Raw genomic sequence first — 14013 nt, 5'->3', positions numbered from 1 at the left:
TGTAAAGGAAGCGGCCGATCGCGGGCGGCCGCGGCCGGAACCCGGCGGATCGTCCAGTTATTTCTCTCTTGACAGAAATAACTGAAATGCCTAAATTTCACGTCATGGAACTCACACCGATAGCCGAACGATTCATTCTCCACTGGGGCGAAATGGGCTCGCGGTGGGGCGTCAACCGCACCGTCTCGCAGATCCACGCGCTGCTCTATCTGGCCGGCCGGCCGATCGCGGCCGACGAGATCGCCGAGACGCTCAACGTGGCGCGCTCCAACGTCAGCACGAGCCTGAAGGAGCTTCAGGCGTGGCGGCTGGCGAAAGTCGTGCACGTGCTGGGCGACCGCCGCGACCACTTCGAGACGTCGACCGACATCTGGGAACTGTTCAAACTGATCGTCGAAGGGCGGCGGCAGCGCGAGATCGAGCCGACGCTCACGGTGCTGCGCGATTGCCTGACGAATCCCGAGATCGCGAACGAGAGCCGCGAGACCGAGCAGCGCATCCGCGACACGCTGCAGTTCGTCGAGACGCTCACGACCTGGTCGGACGAGATGCTGCGGCTCAAGCCCGATACGCTGATGAAGGCGCTCGGCATCGGCGCGAAGATCAGCCAGACGGTAAGGCGCAAGCCGTCGAAGTAAGCGGTATGTGAAATGCGGGCAGCCAGCCCGCTTTTTTCGGGGTTGTTATTTCTGTCTGTACAGAAATAACTGTAAATAGAGGATGAAAATGGACACCGTCTTGCCGTCGACCCGCCCGCATGGCCGCACCCGGGCGCACAGCATGACCGTTCTCGTGTGCGGTGCGAACGGCTTCATCGGGCGGGCACTGTGCGCACAGCTCGAAGCCGGCGGCCATCGCGTGCTGCGCGGCGTGCGTCATGCGACAGGCCTGTGCGACGTCGAGATCGACTTCGCGCAGGACATCGATCCGGACGCGTGGCTCGCGCGGCTGGAAGGCGTCGACGTGGTGATCAATGCGGTCGGCATCCTTGCCGATCAGCGCGGCGCGACGCTCGACGCCGTGCATCGCGCCGCGCCGTGCGCGCTCTTCACCGCGTGCTGCCGCGCCGGCGTGCGGCGCGTGATCCAGATCTCGGCGCTCGGCGTCGAGCGCGGCAATACGCGCTACTTCGCCAGCAAGTGCGCTGCCGACCGCTTCCTGAAGACGCTGCCGATCGACTTCCGGATCGTGCGCCCCGCGCTCGTCTATGGCACGGACGGCGCGTCGGCGCGGTTTTTCCGGATGCTCGCGAGCCTGCCGGTGCAGGTCCTGCCGGCCGGTGGCCATCAGCGGCTGCGCCCCGTGCACGTCGACGATCTCGCCGAAGTCGTCGCGCGGTGCGTCGATGCGCCGGCGGTGGGCCGCGCGGTGATCGATGTGGTCGGCGCCGACGAAGTCGAATACCGCGAGATGCTGGCCCGCTACCGCGCGGCGCTGGGGTTTCCGCCGGCCGCTCGCATCGGATTGCCGGGCCCGCTGGCCGGTATGGCGGCCGCGCTGCTCGGCACGCTGCCGGGCGCGATCTTCACACGCGACACGTGGACGATGCTGCGTGGCGGGAACACCGGCGATCCGGCCGCCGCCACGGCGATGCTCGGCCGGCCGCCACGCGGGATCGACGGCTTCATCGGCGCGGAAGCCGCCGCGCTGCGTCGCGATGCGCTCGCGATGTGGCGTCGCCCGCTGTTGCGCGGCGCGCTGGCGATCGTGTGGATCTGGACGGCCATCGCCAGCGCGTTCATCCATCCGCTGCACGCGAGCCTCGCGCTGCTCGCGCCTGCGCACCTGACGGGGCTGCCCGCGCTGATCGCGCTCTATGCGGCCAGCGCGCTGGACTTCTCGTTCGGCATCGCGACCGTCGTCGCGCCGTCGCGCCGCCTGTGGGGCGCGCAAGCCGCGCTGATCGTCGCGTATTCGGCGGTCATTGCGGTCACGATGCCGGGCCTGCTCGCCGAACCGTTCGGCCCCGTGCTCAAGAACGTGCCGATCCTCGCCATCCTGTTGATCCTTTTTTCAGAAGAAGAACAAGCATGAATACCTATCTCGTCATCAAGGCGCTTCACATCCTGTCCTCGGTGCTGCTGGTCGGCACCGGGTTCGGCACCGCGTTCTACCTGTTCTTCGCGAACCGCACGCGCTCGGTGCCTGCTATTGCGGCCGTGTCGCGCCTCGTGGTGCGCGCGGACTGGTGGTTCACGACGCCGGCCGTGATCTTCCAGCCGGCATCGGGGCTCTGGCTCGCGCACACGGCCGGCTGGCCGTGGGATACGCCGTGGCTCGTCGCGTCGATCGTGCTGTATGCGATCGCCGGCGTGTGCTGGTTGCCGGTCGTGTGGCTGCAGCTTGAACTGGCATCGATGGCGAAGCTCGCGCACGCGAACGGCAACGCCGCACTGCCGGAACGGTACTGGCGTTATGCGAAGCGCTGGGAACTGCTCGGCTATCCGGCGTTCTTCGCGATGCTGACCGTCTACTTCCTGATGGTGCTCAAGCCGATGTAAGCGTGCCGCCGCCGCTGCGCTGAAGTGGCGGTACGGCATGGAGGAAAGCAGTCGATCGATTCATGAAGCATGCGACAGGTAATAAGAAGGAATGCGAATCATGAGATCAAGTGAACTGGTACTGTACTTCGACGGACGATGTCCGTTATGCGTCGCGGAGATCAAGCGTCTCGGGGCCCGCGACGCGCGACACCGGCTGGCTTTTGTCGATATCGCCAAGCCGGGTTTCGATCCCGCGCCGCTGGGCGTCGACCTGCCCGCGCTGAATCGCGAGCTGCACGCGCGCCTGCCCGACGGACGCATGTTGACCGGCGTGGACAGCATCCTGGCCGCCCAGGCGCTGACCGGGCGCCGCACGCTCGTCCGGCTGCTTCGCGTGCCGGCCGTGCGCGGTGTGCTGGCGCTGCTGTATCGCCGCTTCGCGCGCAACCGGCATGCGGTATCGCGCTGGCTCGGCTATCGCACCGAAGCGCCTTGCGATGCGGCGGCGTGCGGTAGCGGTAGCGAACGTGCGGCTGAGCCCACGCCAGATCGTCCCGCGGGTGGCGCTGCACGCCGCCTCGTCGTGACCTGGATGTACGTCGCGGCGACCGCGCACGTGCTCGTCGGCATGGCCGTTCCGTGGGTTGCCGGCGCGCCGTGGCTCGATGCGTATCACCGCGTCATCGAGCTGCATTTCTGGGCGGGAGCGGCGCCCGACGCGGCGCGTGCACAGCAGGTCTGGTGGATGTCGCTGATGGGCGCGACGGTGCAATGCGCATCGGTCTGGATGCTGGCGCTCGTGCACCTCGGCAACCGCTTGCGGAAACGGGAAGTGTGGGGATGGCTGCTGGCCGGCCTGCTGATCTGGGCGCCGCAGGACATGCTGTTTTCATTGCAGGCCCATGTATCGGGCCACGTGGCGATCGACGCGGCGGCACTCGTCGCGATGGTGCCGCCGCTTGTCTGGCTTTGGAGGAGGGACGCGGTATGAACACCTTGCCTGCTTACGACTGGGCGCTCAACCTGCTGATCGTGCAGGGCGCGATGGGCGCATTCGATACGCTTTATCACCACGAACTCACGCAGGATCTCCCGCACAGCCCGCGTGCGCAGCTCGAGCTGGGAATTCACGCGGTGCGCTCCGTGCTTTACGGTCTCGTGTTCGCATCGATTGCGAACGTCGCCTTCCACGGTGCGTGGGTCGCGGCCATCGCGGCGGTGGTGGTGGTCGAGGTGGTGCTGACGTTGTGGGATTTCGTCGTCGAGGACCAGAGCCGCAAGCTGCCGGCGACCGAGCGCGTGCTGCACACGCTGCTGGCCGTCAACGGCGGCGCGCTGTTCGGGATGATCGCGATGCAACTGGCCGCGTGGGCGCACGAGCCGACCGCGCTGCAGGCGCTCGATCTCGGCTGGCGCGGCTGGGTGCTGAGCCTCTTTGCCGTCGGCGTGACGGTATCGGGAATCCGCGACGGGATCGCGGCCTGCCGGATCGCGCGACGCGCGCCGGTTGCCAATCCGTTCGCGGGGCAGCCGCCGGGGAACGTGCTCGTCACGGGCGGGACCGGCTTCATCGGCGAAACCCTCGTGAACCATCTGCTCGATGCGGGGCATACGGTTACGTTGCTGGCGCGCGATCCGCTGCGCGCAGCCTACACGTTTCACGGCCGCGTGCGCAGCGTGACGTCCGTCGGTCAGCTGCAGCCGCACGAACGTTTCGACACGGTCATCAATCTAGCGGGCGCGCCGGTGCTCGGTGCACGCTGGAGCAAGCGTCGGCGGGCGGTGCTGCTCGCGAGCCGCGTCGGCGTCACGGAATCGCTGATGCGCTGGGTCGAGACCGCCGAGGTCAAGCCGCGCACGTGGATCCAGGCGTCAGCGATCGGTTATTACGGCGTGCGTCCCGCCGACGAGCGGCTCGACGAGAGCAGCAGCGCCGGCGCCGGCTTCATGTCCGAGCTGTGCCGGCAGTGGGAGCAGTCTGCACGACCGCTCGAGCGTCACGGCGTTCGTTCGGTGGTGCTGCGGCTGGGCGTCGTGTTCGGCCCCGGCGGCGCGCTGCGCCCGATGCTGTTGCCGCACTACGTCGGGATGGGCGGGCGATTCGGCGACGGCACGCAGGTGATGAGCTGGATCCATCGGGACGACGTGCTGCGGATCATCGCGCGTGCGATGGCGAACCCGGGCATGCACGGCGTCTACAACGCGGTTGCGCCCGCGCCGCTGACCCAGCGCGAGTTCGTGCAGGTCGTGTCGAAGGTGCTGCGCCGCCCGGCCTGGCTGCACGTGCCGGCCGCGCCGCTGCGCATCGCGATGGGCGAGATGGCCGAGCTGCTGCTGGACGGGCAGCGCGTGATGCCGGCACGCCTGCATCAGGACGGATTCATGTTCCGGTTCCCGACGGCCGAGCACGCGCTGCGTGACCTGACGAATCGTCCGCATGCGGATTTTCCGTGCATGGCCTGTCGCTTGCCCCGAGGTCGCGTATAAACTCGGCGTGAACGCGTTCGGCACGTGTCGTGCGTCCCGAATGCCCCGCATCCGACCTCACAAGGAGACTGCATGCTGCACATCCTCGGCAAGATCCCGTCCATCAACGTCCGCAAGGTGCTGTGGCTGTGCACCGAGCTGAACCTGCCGTTCGAACAGGAAGACTGGGGCGCGGGCTTCCGCACGACCAACGATCCGGCCTATCTTGCGCTGAATCCGAACGGTCTCGTGCCCGTCATCAAGGACGACGATTTCGTGCTCTGGGAATCGAACACGATCATCCGCTACCTCGCGAACCGCTATGGCGGCGATGCACTGTATCCGGCCGAGCCGCAGGCGCGCGCGCGGGTCGATCAGTGGATCGACTGGCAGGGTGCGGACCTGAACCGCTCGTGGGTCGGCGCGTTCCTCGGCCTCGTGCGCAAATCGCCCGATCACCAGGATCCGGCCGGCATCGCGCAGTCGATCGCGGGCTGGACGAAGCACATGCAGGTGCTGAACACGCAGCTCGAGGCGACCGGCGCATACGTGGCCGGCAACGGTTTTACCCTCGCGGATATTCCGATCGGCCTGTCGGTGAACCGCTGGTTCGGCACGCCGTTCGAGCATCCGGATTTCCCGGCGGTGTCGCGCTATGTCGAACGCCTCGCGACGCGCGAAGGGTTCCAGAAGTACGCAGGCAGCGCGAACCCGTGACGCGTCGCAGGTAGTGCGCGGCGCGGCGGCGTGGCAAGCGCCGCCGCGTTCGCGTCATGAGCAGTATGCACAACGGGCCTGAGGGCCTGTTGTCACGCGCCGGGCGCCGGCACCGCGTCGAGCACGCGCGCGAGAAACGCCTCGTGATTCCACGCGGATTCCGGCCGCGACAGCCCGAGCCGCACGACCACCAGTTGCCGACTCGGCACCACGCTCACGAACTGGCCTTCATGGCCGACCGCATGAAACGCGTCGGCCGGCATCGCGACCGCATGCGGATCGCGATCGTTGAACGGCTCCGGCACCTTGACCCACAGCTGCGCGCCATACTCCTGGCGCTCCGACTGCGGCGTCGTGCGCGTCAGGTAGCGCACCCAGCCTTCCGGCAGCAGCCGCTGCCCGTCCCACACGCCATCCTGCAGCAGCAACTGCCCGAAGCGCGCCCAGTCGCGCGCACTCGCATACATGTACGACGGGCTGACGAGCGTGCCGGACGCATCGGGCTCGAACACGGCACTGCGCATCCCGAGCGGCGCGAACAGCGCGCGGCGCGGTAACGCGAGGTAGTCGCCGTCGCTGCTGCCCAGTGCCTCGCGCATCACGCGCGCGAGGATCGCGCTCGTGCCGCTCGAGTAGGACCACCGTGTGCCGGGTGTCGCGGCGAGCGGCTTTTCGGAGGCGAACCGCGCGGTATCGGGCTGCGCGTACAGCATCAATGCGACGTCGGACAGCGGGTCGTCGTAGTCCTCGTTGAATTGCAGGCCGCTCGTCATCCGCAGTAGCGCGTCGAGCGTGATGGCCGCGCGTGGATCGCCGCTGCCGCGCCATTCGGGCAGCAGCGCCGACGCATCGGGCGACAGCTTGTGCTGCGCGACCAGCGTGCCGACCAGTGCGGCCGTGACGGTCTTCGTCATCGACCAGCCGGGCAGCGGCGTGTCGGCGGTGAAGCCGGGCGCATAGCGTTCGGCGATCACCTGGCCGCGCCACATCACGACGACCGCGCGCGTGCGCCGCGGCCGCGCCGGATCGGGTTCGTCGAACGCACGGTCGAGTGCGGTCTGCAGCTTCTGTGCGTCGATGCCGGCTGGCGGCGTGACCGGTGCCGGTTGTGTGGACGGCGGATCGGGGAGAGGCGGCAGCGCGGCCGGCAACGCGCCGGGCGACGGCCCGAGCGCGAGCGTGCAGCCGAGCCCGGGCCGGAAGTCGGCCTCGCGTTCGGCGAAGCCGGCGAAGGTCGCCGTCGCGCGATGATGGTCGGGATCGATCGACGGGTGCACCAGTTTCAGCAGGGGGTGCACGCCCGCCATGATGTCGACGTCGATCACGGATGCGGCCGGGCGGCCCGACACGTACACGCCGGAACACAGCGCCTTCGCCGCATAGCCGGTCGCGATCGGCGCGAGCCGGGACAGCATGTAGCCCGTGTAGCCGACCGCGACGACGACGGCGAGCGCGACGCCGCGCAGGATCAGCTTCTTGAAGGGGATCGTCATGCGCGAGCGTCCTCGGTGGCGTGCCGGCAGGCAGCGATGCGGCAGTGTCTCAGGTTCGGGCGATGCGTTGCAATCGCGGTGGCCTGACGCGCGATGGCGACCGGGCGGTGGCCCGTGCGTGACGCGTCCCGTGTCCTGCCCGACGATCCGGCCGCCACCGCTCGGTGAACGAGTTGAAAACGGCCCCGCCATCGGCCGATAATCGTCCGGCATCGCTTTCCCCCTCTCCCAGTCCAACCGTTATCGGAAAACGCCATGTCCTACGACAACAACAACCCGTTCGCCAAAATCCTGCGCGGCGAACTGTCGTGCGTGAAAGTCGCGGAAGACGACGCGACCCTCGCGATCATGGATCTGATGCCGCAGGCCGACGGCCACGTGCTCGTGATCCCGAAGGAGCCGGCCGCGCAGATCTTCGAGTTGTCCGGCGACGCGGCGGCGGCCGGCATCCGCATGACGCAGCGCGTGGCGGCGGCGGTGCGCGCGGCGCTCGAGCCGGACGGCGTGTTCATCGGCCAGTTCAACGGCGCGGCCGCCGGCCAGACGGTGCCGCATGTGCACTTCCACGTGATCCCGCGCTGGGAAGGCGCCGAGCTGCGGATGCATGCACGCGAGATCGCCGACGCGGCGACGCTCGAAGCGCTCGCGCAGCGCATTCGCGCGCGTTTCGTGTAACGCGTCGATTGCACACGTCGATTGCACGCGGCGACGGCACGGCATGACGCATCGGCCAGCCGCCGCGCCAACGCCTGTTTCAGCGGTCATGCGAGGTAACACGTGTAACCGCCGGCGAAACTCGGCCCGGCCCACCCGGCGCTAGACTCCGCGCATTGCTTCACCGAGCGACAGGAAGGGGCGGATCGCCCCTTCGTGCCGGCCGCCGCATCGCGCGGCGGAGCGGCTTTCGCGAGGTGCCATTCGTCTTTCGCGCCGGGAATCGAGCCATGACCAGACTTCTCATCACGCTTGCCCTGATCGGCGGCCTGTCCGGCTGCTACGTTGCGCCGCCATACGGCTACGCGCCCGCGCCGGCCTACTACGGCTATGCGCCGGCGTATTACGCGCCGCCCGTCAGCGTCGGGATCGGCGGCAACTTCCGCATCCGCTGATCGGGCACCGGGCGTTGGCGCCGGCCGCCTCGGTCAGCGCCAACGCGTTGCACTGGATGGCTCACGCGGATTCGCGTAACGCGTGATACCGGTGCGATGCGCGGCGTGCGCGCGGTTCCTATACTTCACAGGAAAGCGCATTCCGCATTCCGGTGAGGCAGCCATGAAAGTCACCTCCAGGGCCGCAGTCGCGTCGTGCATCGCCACGCTCGTCTATCTCGGGCTCGCGGTGCTCGGCAGCGGCGGGTTCGAGGCCTTCTTCTCGCATCCCCAACTGACCGTCGTTGTTGTGGCGACGCTCGCGATGGCCGTCGCCGCGCTGTTCACCGAAGGCAACCTGAGCAGCGGCGAGCGCGAGAACCGCGACAACCGCTGGGTGCTCGCGGCGTTCGGGGTAAGCGGGTTCCTGCTCGCATACCTGCCCGCGCTGACCGACCGGCTCGACTTCTGGACCTTCGGCGGCGATGCGGTGCGCTGGATCGGCGTCGTGCTGTACATCGTAGGCGGCGTGCTGCGCATCTGGCCCGTATTCGTGCTCGGCAAGCGCTTCAGCGGGCTCGTCGCGATCCAGCCGGGCCATACGCTCGTGACCGACGGTATCTACAGCCGCATCCGCAATCCGAGCTATCTCGGCCTGGTCGTCAATTCGGTCGGCTGGGCGTTCACTTTCCGCTCGGGTGTCGGCTTGCTGCTGGTCGTACTGACGATGGTGCCGCTCGTCGCGCGCATCCGCTCCGAAGAGGCGCTGCTGCGCGCGCAATTCGGCGCCGAATACGACGCGTATTGCGCGCGGACCTGGCGTCTGCTGCCGGGCGTGTACTGACCCCCTTCATTTCCTCCCGGCCGCCGTTTCGGGCCGCGCCCACGATTCGTTCCCGATGTGTTGCCACGTGTGTCGCAAACGTGCGATGCAGCCCACGGCCGGCCTGTCGTTCCGCAGGGCCGGACTGTCGGCCGAGCCAATGCTGGCGGGGGTTTGCGGGCATTCCGGTAAGGCCGTGCGAAGTCGCTCATTCGTAAACAACTTGTTACCAGAATGTCCACGGCAAGGATGTGGGACCGGTGCTATTCTTCGCCGCAAGCTCATTGAAATGAATTGGTCCGCGGCTCGGCACAATGCCTGACACGACGTCGATCGATTCAGATCGTCGTACCGAGCGGACCTTCAATAACCAGATTGCGAACAAGGAAGAATACGGGAATGTGGAAGAAAATCGCCCCCGCTCTCGTCGTCGCCGCGTTGACCGGCGCGACTGCACTGCCGGCCATGGCAGGTGACATGAACAACGCGCTTGGCGGCGCGCTCGGCGGGGTAGCCGGCGCAGCGGTCGGCGGTGCGCTCGGCGGCAGCACGGGCTCGGTGATCGGCGGCGCCATCGGCGGCGGCGCGGGTGGCGCGGTGACGTCGAACCGTCACGAGCGCACCGGCGCGATCATCGGCGGCGCCCTCGGCGGCGGCGCAGGTACCGCGGCAGGCAACGCGATGGGCGGCCGCACGGGCGGCCTGCTGGGTGCGGCTGTCGGCGGCGGCGCCGGCGCGGCGCTCGGCGGCAACATGTCGCGCAGCTCGTACGAGCGCGATTACGGCGGTCGCGGCGATCGTGGCTATCGCCACCGCAAGCATCACCACCACCGCGACTGGGACTGATCGCCGCTGGCGCGGCTTGGTGCGCGAATGGCGCACCGGCGCGCCGACGGCGTCGGCACCCGACGCGAGATTCGGCCCGGCGGCTTGCCGGGCCGTCATCGCCGGCCAGACCGGCGAACCCTTTCCGGCTTCCTCAGCCGCGGCCAGACGCCCGATCGACGGGCCGGCCAGTTTCCCTCCTCGTTGTCCTCGTCGTATTTCCCCGTTTCCCGACTACATCGCCACTCGCGGCTGAATGCGTCCGACGCGTGCCGAGAGCATTCGCGTGCCGTTCGATTCCCGTTGGCCCGTTCTCCGGCCTGACGACGGCTCATGACTGGCGCGGTGCGGCTTGCTGCCGTGCGCGCGTCGGCGCGATCCGGTCTGCGTGACCGGCTGTATCGCGAACCGCGTGCGCACCGGGAATAGCGGCTGTTGTTCGCCGGCGCCCGTTGCGTCCCGGCGAGCGTGCGCGTTGCCCGCCCGTCAGGATTTCCCTGATAGCCGGAGCGTCGCGGCACGCTTCCTTACCGCGTATCGCGGCTGCCCGCTGGTAGTGGGAAATCGAATGGAATCCATCGCAACATTTAATTGGTCGATTGAGAACGACTTCGCTATCGTCGGCGATGCTCGCGTACGGCATCGCACCGTGCCGCTGGCCGCGCCTCGCCGCATGATCGCGGGCGCCACGGCCCGGCCGCCGGCCCCACCAGCATGGGCCGCTGCGTCCGAAGAACCGGACGAACCCGTCGCGAAGCCTGGCCGACCGAACGAGGGCGCATGCGCCTTCAAGCCACCCCGGCAACGATGTCCCGCCGCCGCATGCGTGCCCCACGCGCATACGTGCCGCCCGATGCCGTTGGCACCCGGGGCCGGACCAACCCATTGCCTGGATGCACTATGTCTAAGACAACGTATTACGCGCCGCATGGCGGCCACCCGCCGCAGACCGATCTGCTGACCGATCGCGCGATGTTCACCGAGGCGTACGCGGTGATCCCGAAGGGTGTGATGCGCGACATCGTCACGAGCTGGCTGCCGTTCTGGACGAACACGCGCCTGTGGGTGATCGCCCGCCCGCTGTCGGGTTTCGCGGAAACCTTCTCGCAGTACATCGTCGAAGTGAACCCGGGCGGCGGCAGCGACAAGCCCGAGCAGGACAAGAACGCCGAAGCGGTGCTGTTCGTCGTCGAAGGCGAAGCCGAGCTGACGCTGCAAGGCACGAAGCACGTGCTGAAGCCGGGCGGCTACGCGTTCATTCCGCCGGGTGCGGACTGGACGCTGCACAACGTCAGCGATGCCGCGGTGCGTTTCCACTGGGTGCGCAAGCACTACCAGGCCGTCGACGGCATTCCGCTGCCGGAAGCCTTCGTGACCAACGAGCAGGACGTCGAGCCGATCCCGATGCCGGGCACCAACGGTGCATGGGTGACGACGCGCTTCGTCGACATGAGCGACATGCGCCACGACATGCACGTGAACATCGTGACGTTCGAGCCGGGCGGCGTGATTCCGTTCGCCGAAACGCACGTGATGGAGCACGGGTTGTACGTGCTCGAAGGGAAGGCCGTGTATCGCTTGAACCAGGATTGGGTCGAGGTGGAAGCGGGCGACTTCATGTGGCTGCGCGCGTTCTGCCCGCAGGCATGCTATTCGGGTGGCCCTGGCCGCTTCCGTTACCTGCTGTACAAAGACGTGAACCGTCACATGAACCTGTTGCTGAACCCGGCGCGTTGAGCGTCGAGGAAGCAGTTGGATGTGGAAGCCCGCCGGGGAATGCCGGCGGGCTTTTTTGCGTCGTGGATTTCCGTGGATGTCATGTGCCCGGACCCGAAGCGGACGCTCGCCTGAAACCGAAGCGGCCGTTGACACGCCTGCTCGAGTCGGCTTGTCGCTTTCGCCGACAACGCCTCACTACGCGATATGTCCTTCGACACAATCGCTGCCCACTTTGGCCAGCGCATTCAGCAGCCCTGCGCGCAGCATGACCAGCGCGCGGCTCTTTTCGTCGATTTCCGTGAGCTTTGCTTGCAGGCACGCGACCTTTTGCGCAACACCGAATGTCGGACTGTCCCATACATGAATGACGTCGCCAATTTCCGTGAGCGTGAAGCCCAATGCCTTCGCATGGATAATCAGCCGTATCCGCTGTAACGAGCGCTCGGAGTAGTGCTTGTATGTGTTTGTCGCGTGAGGTCGGGTTGCTTTGTCCAGCAGCCCCATTCGCTCGTAGTAGCGCACGGTATCGTGCGAAACGCCCGCCCGCTTGCACAGTTCGCCGATGCGCATGCTGCCTCCATTCAATGTTGTGGACCGTCATTAAGGCTTGACCGTTGCCTATAGTCAACGGTTTACAGTCCGGGTCACCTTCCACTCCACTCGCGGGCTATGAGAGATCGTTTCGATTTTCACGGAAAAACAGCACTCGTCACGGGCGCATCGTCGGGTATCGGGCGCGCGTTTGCCTATGCATTGGCCAAACGTGGTGCGAGACTTCTGCTGGTCGCGCGCTCTCGCGACAAGCTGCACGATCTGGCCGCGGAGCTGCGACGCGACTATGCGTGCGACGCCGATTTCCTGACCGTCGACCTGAGCACAGCCGATGCCGTACACACGATCGATTGCCACTTGAAGGTGACCGGCAAAGTCGTCGACGTACTCGTCAATAATGCGGGCTTTGCGGCTTACGGGCGCTTCGAAACGATTCCGTGGACGCGCCAGCGCGACGAGGTTCTTGTGAACTGCATGGCTGCAATCGAGCTGACTCATCTTCTGCTGCCGGGGATGCAGGCGCGTTCCGCTGGCGCGGTCATCAACGTCGCGTCGACAGCCGCATTCCAGCCCGATCCTTATATGGCCGTCTACGGCGCAACCAAGGCCTTTCTGTTGTCATTTTCAGAAGCCGTTTGGGCCGAGAACCGGCATCGCGGCATCCGGGTCGTCGCGTTATGTCCCGGGGCGACGCAAACCGCGTTTTTCGATGTCGTTGGCGCGCAGGAGGCGGCCGTCGGCACGCCGATGCCTGTCGCGAGTGTGGTGGAGGATGCGTTGTGGGCGCTGGATCGCAATCGGAGCCATCGGATTGTCGGAACCCGGAACCGGCTGCTTGCCAATTTGCAGAGACTGTTGAGCCGCGAGACATCGGCACGGCTGGTTGAGAAAATCCTTCGGCCGAGAGGCGGTCAGGACCCGGTGACGCGAGAGACCAACGCGTAGGGCGTGGCCGCTATCCGCCCGATATTGCGCTCCATGAGCGGCTTCCGGTGGCCATTTCGGGCGGATGATGCGTATTCCTACAAGCCGAGTGCAGCCGCCGCGAGCGTTGCGACCTGCAATCGCGTATCGGGCAGCAGCTCGTCCTCGATCAGCCATACCGCCGACAAGCCCGACCACGCGAGTATCCACTGCAGCAGCCGGCGCCTGTCGAGCTGCGCGGTGCTGGCCACGAGCGTGACGCGCTGCGCGAACCGCACCGGATCGACCGCAACGTCGTGCGAAGGATTGCAGAACAGGTTCGCGTAGTCGAACGCGCGATCGCCGCGCAGCCCCTTCGGATCGATCGCACGCCAGCCGCGATCGCCGAAATGGAGAATGTTGCCGTGATGGATGTCGCCGTGCAGGACAACTTCATCGACGGGCGGCCCAGCGAGCAGCTGGCGCGCGACCGTAGCGGAGCGATGAAGCACGACACTGGCTGAAGCGTCAGACAGCAGCGCCTGAAACCACGCATGCAGCGCCACGACCGAAGGCGGCTCCGAAGCACGATGCGCATGCAGCCGCGCAACGACGTCGCACGCGATGCGCATCGCGTCGTCGTCATGCCCCGATGCCGAAAAACCGGCCAGCGTCGGTTCCGGCTGCGCCCGTTCGAGCAGAATCGCATCGCCGTCGTGCAGCCACACCTGCGCGGCGCCTTGCCCATTCCACCACGTCATCAGCGCATTGCCGCGACGCTCCTCGTCGCAGGTAGCGACCTTCAACATCGCCGGCCGCGATTGCCAGACGACGGGCAGCAGGCCGCCGCTCGCGGTCAGGAGCGGGCCGCCATCGGGAACGAGGCCCCACAGGCCGAGATATCGATCGAACATCACACGATGCTACCGCCGAACCGGATCGCG

15 protein-coding genes are annotated in these 14013 nt (G+C 67.1%); 12 read left to right on the top strand and 3 right to left on the bottom strand.

Translation table 11 applies throughout. The features are described from left to right. Positions 1 to 104 precede the first annotated feature (104 nt). The 6 genes from LXE91_RS24390 (at position 105) to LXE91_RS24365 (ending at position 5666) form a co-directional block, all read left to right on the top strand. Positions 105 to 638 carry a GbsR/MarR family transcriptional regulator gene (locus LXE91_RS24390; RefSeq protein WP_011353812.1) on the top strand — a complete coding sequence of 178 codons (534 nt, stop codon included), beginning with the start codon at positions 105 to 107 and terminating at the stop codon, positions 636 to 638. A gap of 88 nt (positions 639 to 726) precedes the next feature. Further along, a complete protein-coding gene (locus tag LXE91_RS24385) occupies positions 727 to 2034 on the top strand; it encodes an SDR family oxidoreductase (RefSeq protein WP_039349797.1) in 1308 nt (435 codons plus the stop codon). Beyond that, on the top strand, positions 2031 to 2501 hold the full coding sequence (locus tag LXE91_RS24380) for a DUF2269 family protein (protein WP_039349799.1): 471 nt from the start codon (positions 2031 to 2033) through the stop codon (positions 2499 to 2501). Before LXE91_RS24385 ends, LXE91_RS24380 begins: the two co-directional genes overlap by 4 nt. Positions 2502 to 2601: 100 nt before the next feature. Further along, positions 2602 to 3474, top strand: coding sequence for a thiol-disulfide oxidoreductase DCC family protein (locus tag LXE91_RS24375; protein WP_039349802.1), 873 nt, complete (start codon positions 2602 to 2604; stop codon positions 3472 to 3474). Further along, positions 3471 to 4970: a TIGR01777 family oxidoreductase gene (locus tag LXE91_RS24370; protein WP_039349838.1), complete on the top strand. Its 1500-nt coding sequence runs from the start codon at positions 3471 to 3473 to the stop codon at positions 4968 to 4970. Before LXE91_RS24375 ends, LXE91_RS24370 begins: the two co-directional genes overlap by 4 nt. A 72-nt stretch (positions 4971 to 5042) precedes the next feature. Then, positions 5043 to 5666 carry a glutathione S-transferase family protein gene (locus LXE91_RS24365; protein WP_039349841.1) on the top strand — a complete coding sequence of 208 codons (624 nt, stop codon included), beginning with the start codon at positions 5043 to 5045 and terminating at the stop codon, positions 5664 to 5666. A 92-nt stretch (positions 5667 to 5758) separates the two neighbouring features. Here the strand turns inward: LXE91_RS24365 and LXE91_RS24360 are convergent, their stop codons facing one another. Further along, positions 5759 to 7159, bottom strand: coding sequence for a serine hydrolase domain-containing protein (locus LXE91_RS24360; protein WP_039349844.1), 1401 nt, complete (start codon positions 7157 to 7159; stop codon positions 5759 to 5761). Positions 7160 to 7414: 255 nt separating this feature from the next. Between LXE91_RS24360 and LXE91_RS24355 the strand changes: the two genes are divergently transcribed. The 5 genes from LXE91_RS24355 to LXE91_RS24335 all read left to right on the top strand — a co-directional run bounded on the left by LXE91_RS24355 (position 7415) and on the right by LXE91_RS24335 (position 11632). Further along, a complete protein-coding gene (locus tag LXE91_RS24355) occupies positions 7415 to 7834 on the top strand; it encodes an HIT family protein (protein WP_039349861.1) in 420 nt (139 codons plus the stop codon). A gap of 269 nt (positions 7835 to 8103) precedes the next feature. Next, positions 8104 to 8268 carry a hypothetical protein gene (locus LXE91_RS24350; RefSeq protein WP_011353821.1) on the top strand — a complete coding sequence of 55 codons (165 nt, stop codon included), beginning with the start codon at positions 8104 to 8106 and terminating at the stop codon, positions 8266 to 8268. 163 nt (positions 8269 to 8431) lie between these two features. Further along, positions 8432 to 9091: a methyltransferase family protein gene (locus LXE91_RS24345; RefSeq protein ID WP_039349864.1), complete on the top strand. Its 660-nt coding sequence runs from the start codon at positions 8432 to 8434 to the stop codon at positions 9089 to 9091. A gap of 378 nt (positions 9092 to 9469) precedes the next feature. After that, positions 9470 to 9916 carry a hypothetical protein gene (locus LXE91_RS24340; protein ID WP_039349867.1) on the top strand — a complete coding sequence of 149 codons (447 nt, stop codon included), beginning with the start codon at positions 9470 to 9472 and terminating at the stop codon, positions 9914 to 9916. An 879-nt stretch (positions 9917 to 10795) separates the two neighbouring features. Next, positions 10796 to 11632 (top strand): bifunctional allantoicase/(S)-ureidoglycine aminohydrolase, encoded by an 837-nt coding sequence (locus LXE91_RS24335; protein ID WP_039349877.1) that lies wholly within the window; start codon positions 10796 to 10798, stop codon positions 11630 to 11632. Positions 11633 to 11809: 177 nt separating this feature from the next. Here the strand turns inward: LXE91_RS24335 and LXE91_RS24330 are convergent, their stop codons facing one another. Further along, positions 11810 to 12184, bottom strand: coding sequence for a heavy metal-responsive transcriptional regulator (locus LXE91_RS24330; RefSeq protein WP_039349878.1), 375 nt, complete (start codon positions 12182 to 12184; stop codon positions 11810 to 11812). Positions 12185 to 12283: 99 nt separating this feature from the next. Here LXE91_RS24330 and LXE91_RS24325 point away from each other — a divergent pair, with 99 nt between their 5' ends. Next, on the top strand, positions 12284 to 13111 hold the full coding sequence (locus LXE91_RS24325) for an SDR family NAD(P)-dependent oxidoreductase (RefSeq protein WP_039349879.1): 828 nt from the start codon (positions 12284 to 12286) through the stop codon (positions 13109 to 13111). Between the two features lie 77 nt (positions 13112 to 13188). Here LXE91_RS24325 and LXE91_RS24320 read toward each other — a convergent pair whose 3' ends face one another. Continuing rightward, on the bottom strand, positions 13189 to 13983 hold the full coding sequence (locus tag LXE91_RS24320) for an aminoglycoside phosphotransferase family protein (protein WP_039349880.1): 795 nt from the start codon (positions 13981 to 13983) through the stop codon (positions 13189 to 13191). Between the last annotated feature and the right edge of the window lie 30 nt (positions 13984 to 14013).

The sequence above is a fragment of the Burkholderia contaminans genome (genome assembly GCF_029633825.1).
GTDB lineage: Bacteria > Pseudomonadota > Gammaproteobacteria > Burkholderiales > Burkholderiaceae > Burkholderia > Burkholderia contaminans.
Note: the sequence above shows the minus strand (reverse complement) of the source record. Positions and strands in the feature narration are given on the sequence as shown.

Bases quoted from the DNA above. Each gene is read 5' to 3' on its own strand.
- LXE91_RS24390 (WP_011353812.1), top strand. From the start codon at position 105: ATGGAACTCACACCGATAGCCGAACGATTCATTCTCCACTGGGGCGAA.
- LXE91_RS24385 (WP_039349797.1), top strand. From the start codon at position 727: ATGGACACCGTCTTGCCGTCGACCCGCCCGCATGGCCGCACCCGGGCG.
- LXE91_RS24380 (WP_039349799.1), top strand. From the start codon at position 2,031: ATGAATACCTATCTCGTCATCAAGGCGCTTCACATCCTGTCCTCGGTG.
- LXE91_RS24375 (WP_039349802.1), top strand. From the start codon at position 2,602: ATGAGATCAAGTGAACTGGTACTGTACTTCGACGGACGATGTCCGTTA.
- LXE91_RS24370 (WP_039349838.1), top strand. From the start codon at position 3,471: ATGAACACCTTGCCTGCTTACGACTGGGCGCTCAACCTGCTGATCGTG.
- LXE91_RS24365 (WP_039349841.1), top strand. From the start codon at position 5,043: ATGCTGCACATCCTCGGCAAGATCCCGTCCATCAACGTCCGCAAGGTG.
- LXE91_RS24360 (WP_039349844.1), bottom strand. From the start codon at position 7,159: ATGACGATCCCCTTCAAGAAGCTGATCCTGCGCGGCGTCGCGCTCGCC.
- LXE91_RS24355 (WP_039349861.1), top strand. From the start codon at position 7,415: ATGTCCTACGACAACAACAACCCGTTCGCCAAAATCCTGCGCGGCGAA.
- LXE91_RS24350 (WP_011353821.1), top strand. From the start codon at position 8,104: ATGACCAGACTTCTCATCACGCTTGCCCTGATCGGCGGCCTGTCCGGC.
- LXE91_RS24345 (WP_039349864.1), top strand. From the start codon at position 8,432: ATGAAAGTCACCTCCAGGGCCGCAGTCGCGTCGTGCATCGCCACGCTC.
- LXE91_RS24340 (WP_039349867.1), top strand. From the start codon at position 9,470: ATGTGGAAGAAAATCGCCCCCGCTCTCGTCGTCGCCGCGTTGACCGGC.
- LXE91_RS24335 (WP_039349877.1), top strand. From the start codon at position 10,796: ATGTCTAAGACAACGTATTACGCGCCGCATGGCGGCCACCCGCCGCAG.
- LXE91_RS24330 (WP_039349878.1), bottom strand. From the start codon at position 12,184: ATGCGCATCGGCGAACTGTGCAAGCGGGCGGGCGTTTCGCACGATACC.
- LXE91_RS24325 (WP_039349879.1), top strand. From the start codon at position 12,284: ATGAGAGATCGTTTCGATTTTCACGGAAAAACAGCACTCGTCACGGGC.
- LXE91_RS24320 (WP_039349880.1), bottom strand. From the start codon at position 13,983: ATGTTCGATCGATATCTCGGCCTGTGGGGCCTCGTTCCCGATGGCGGC.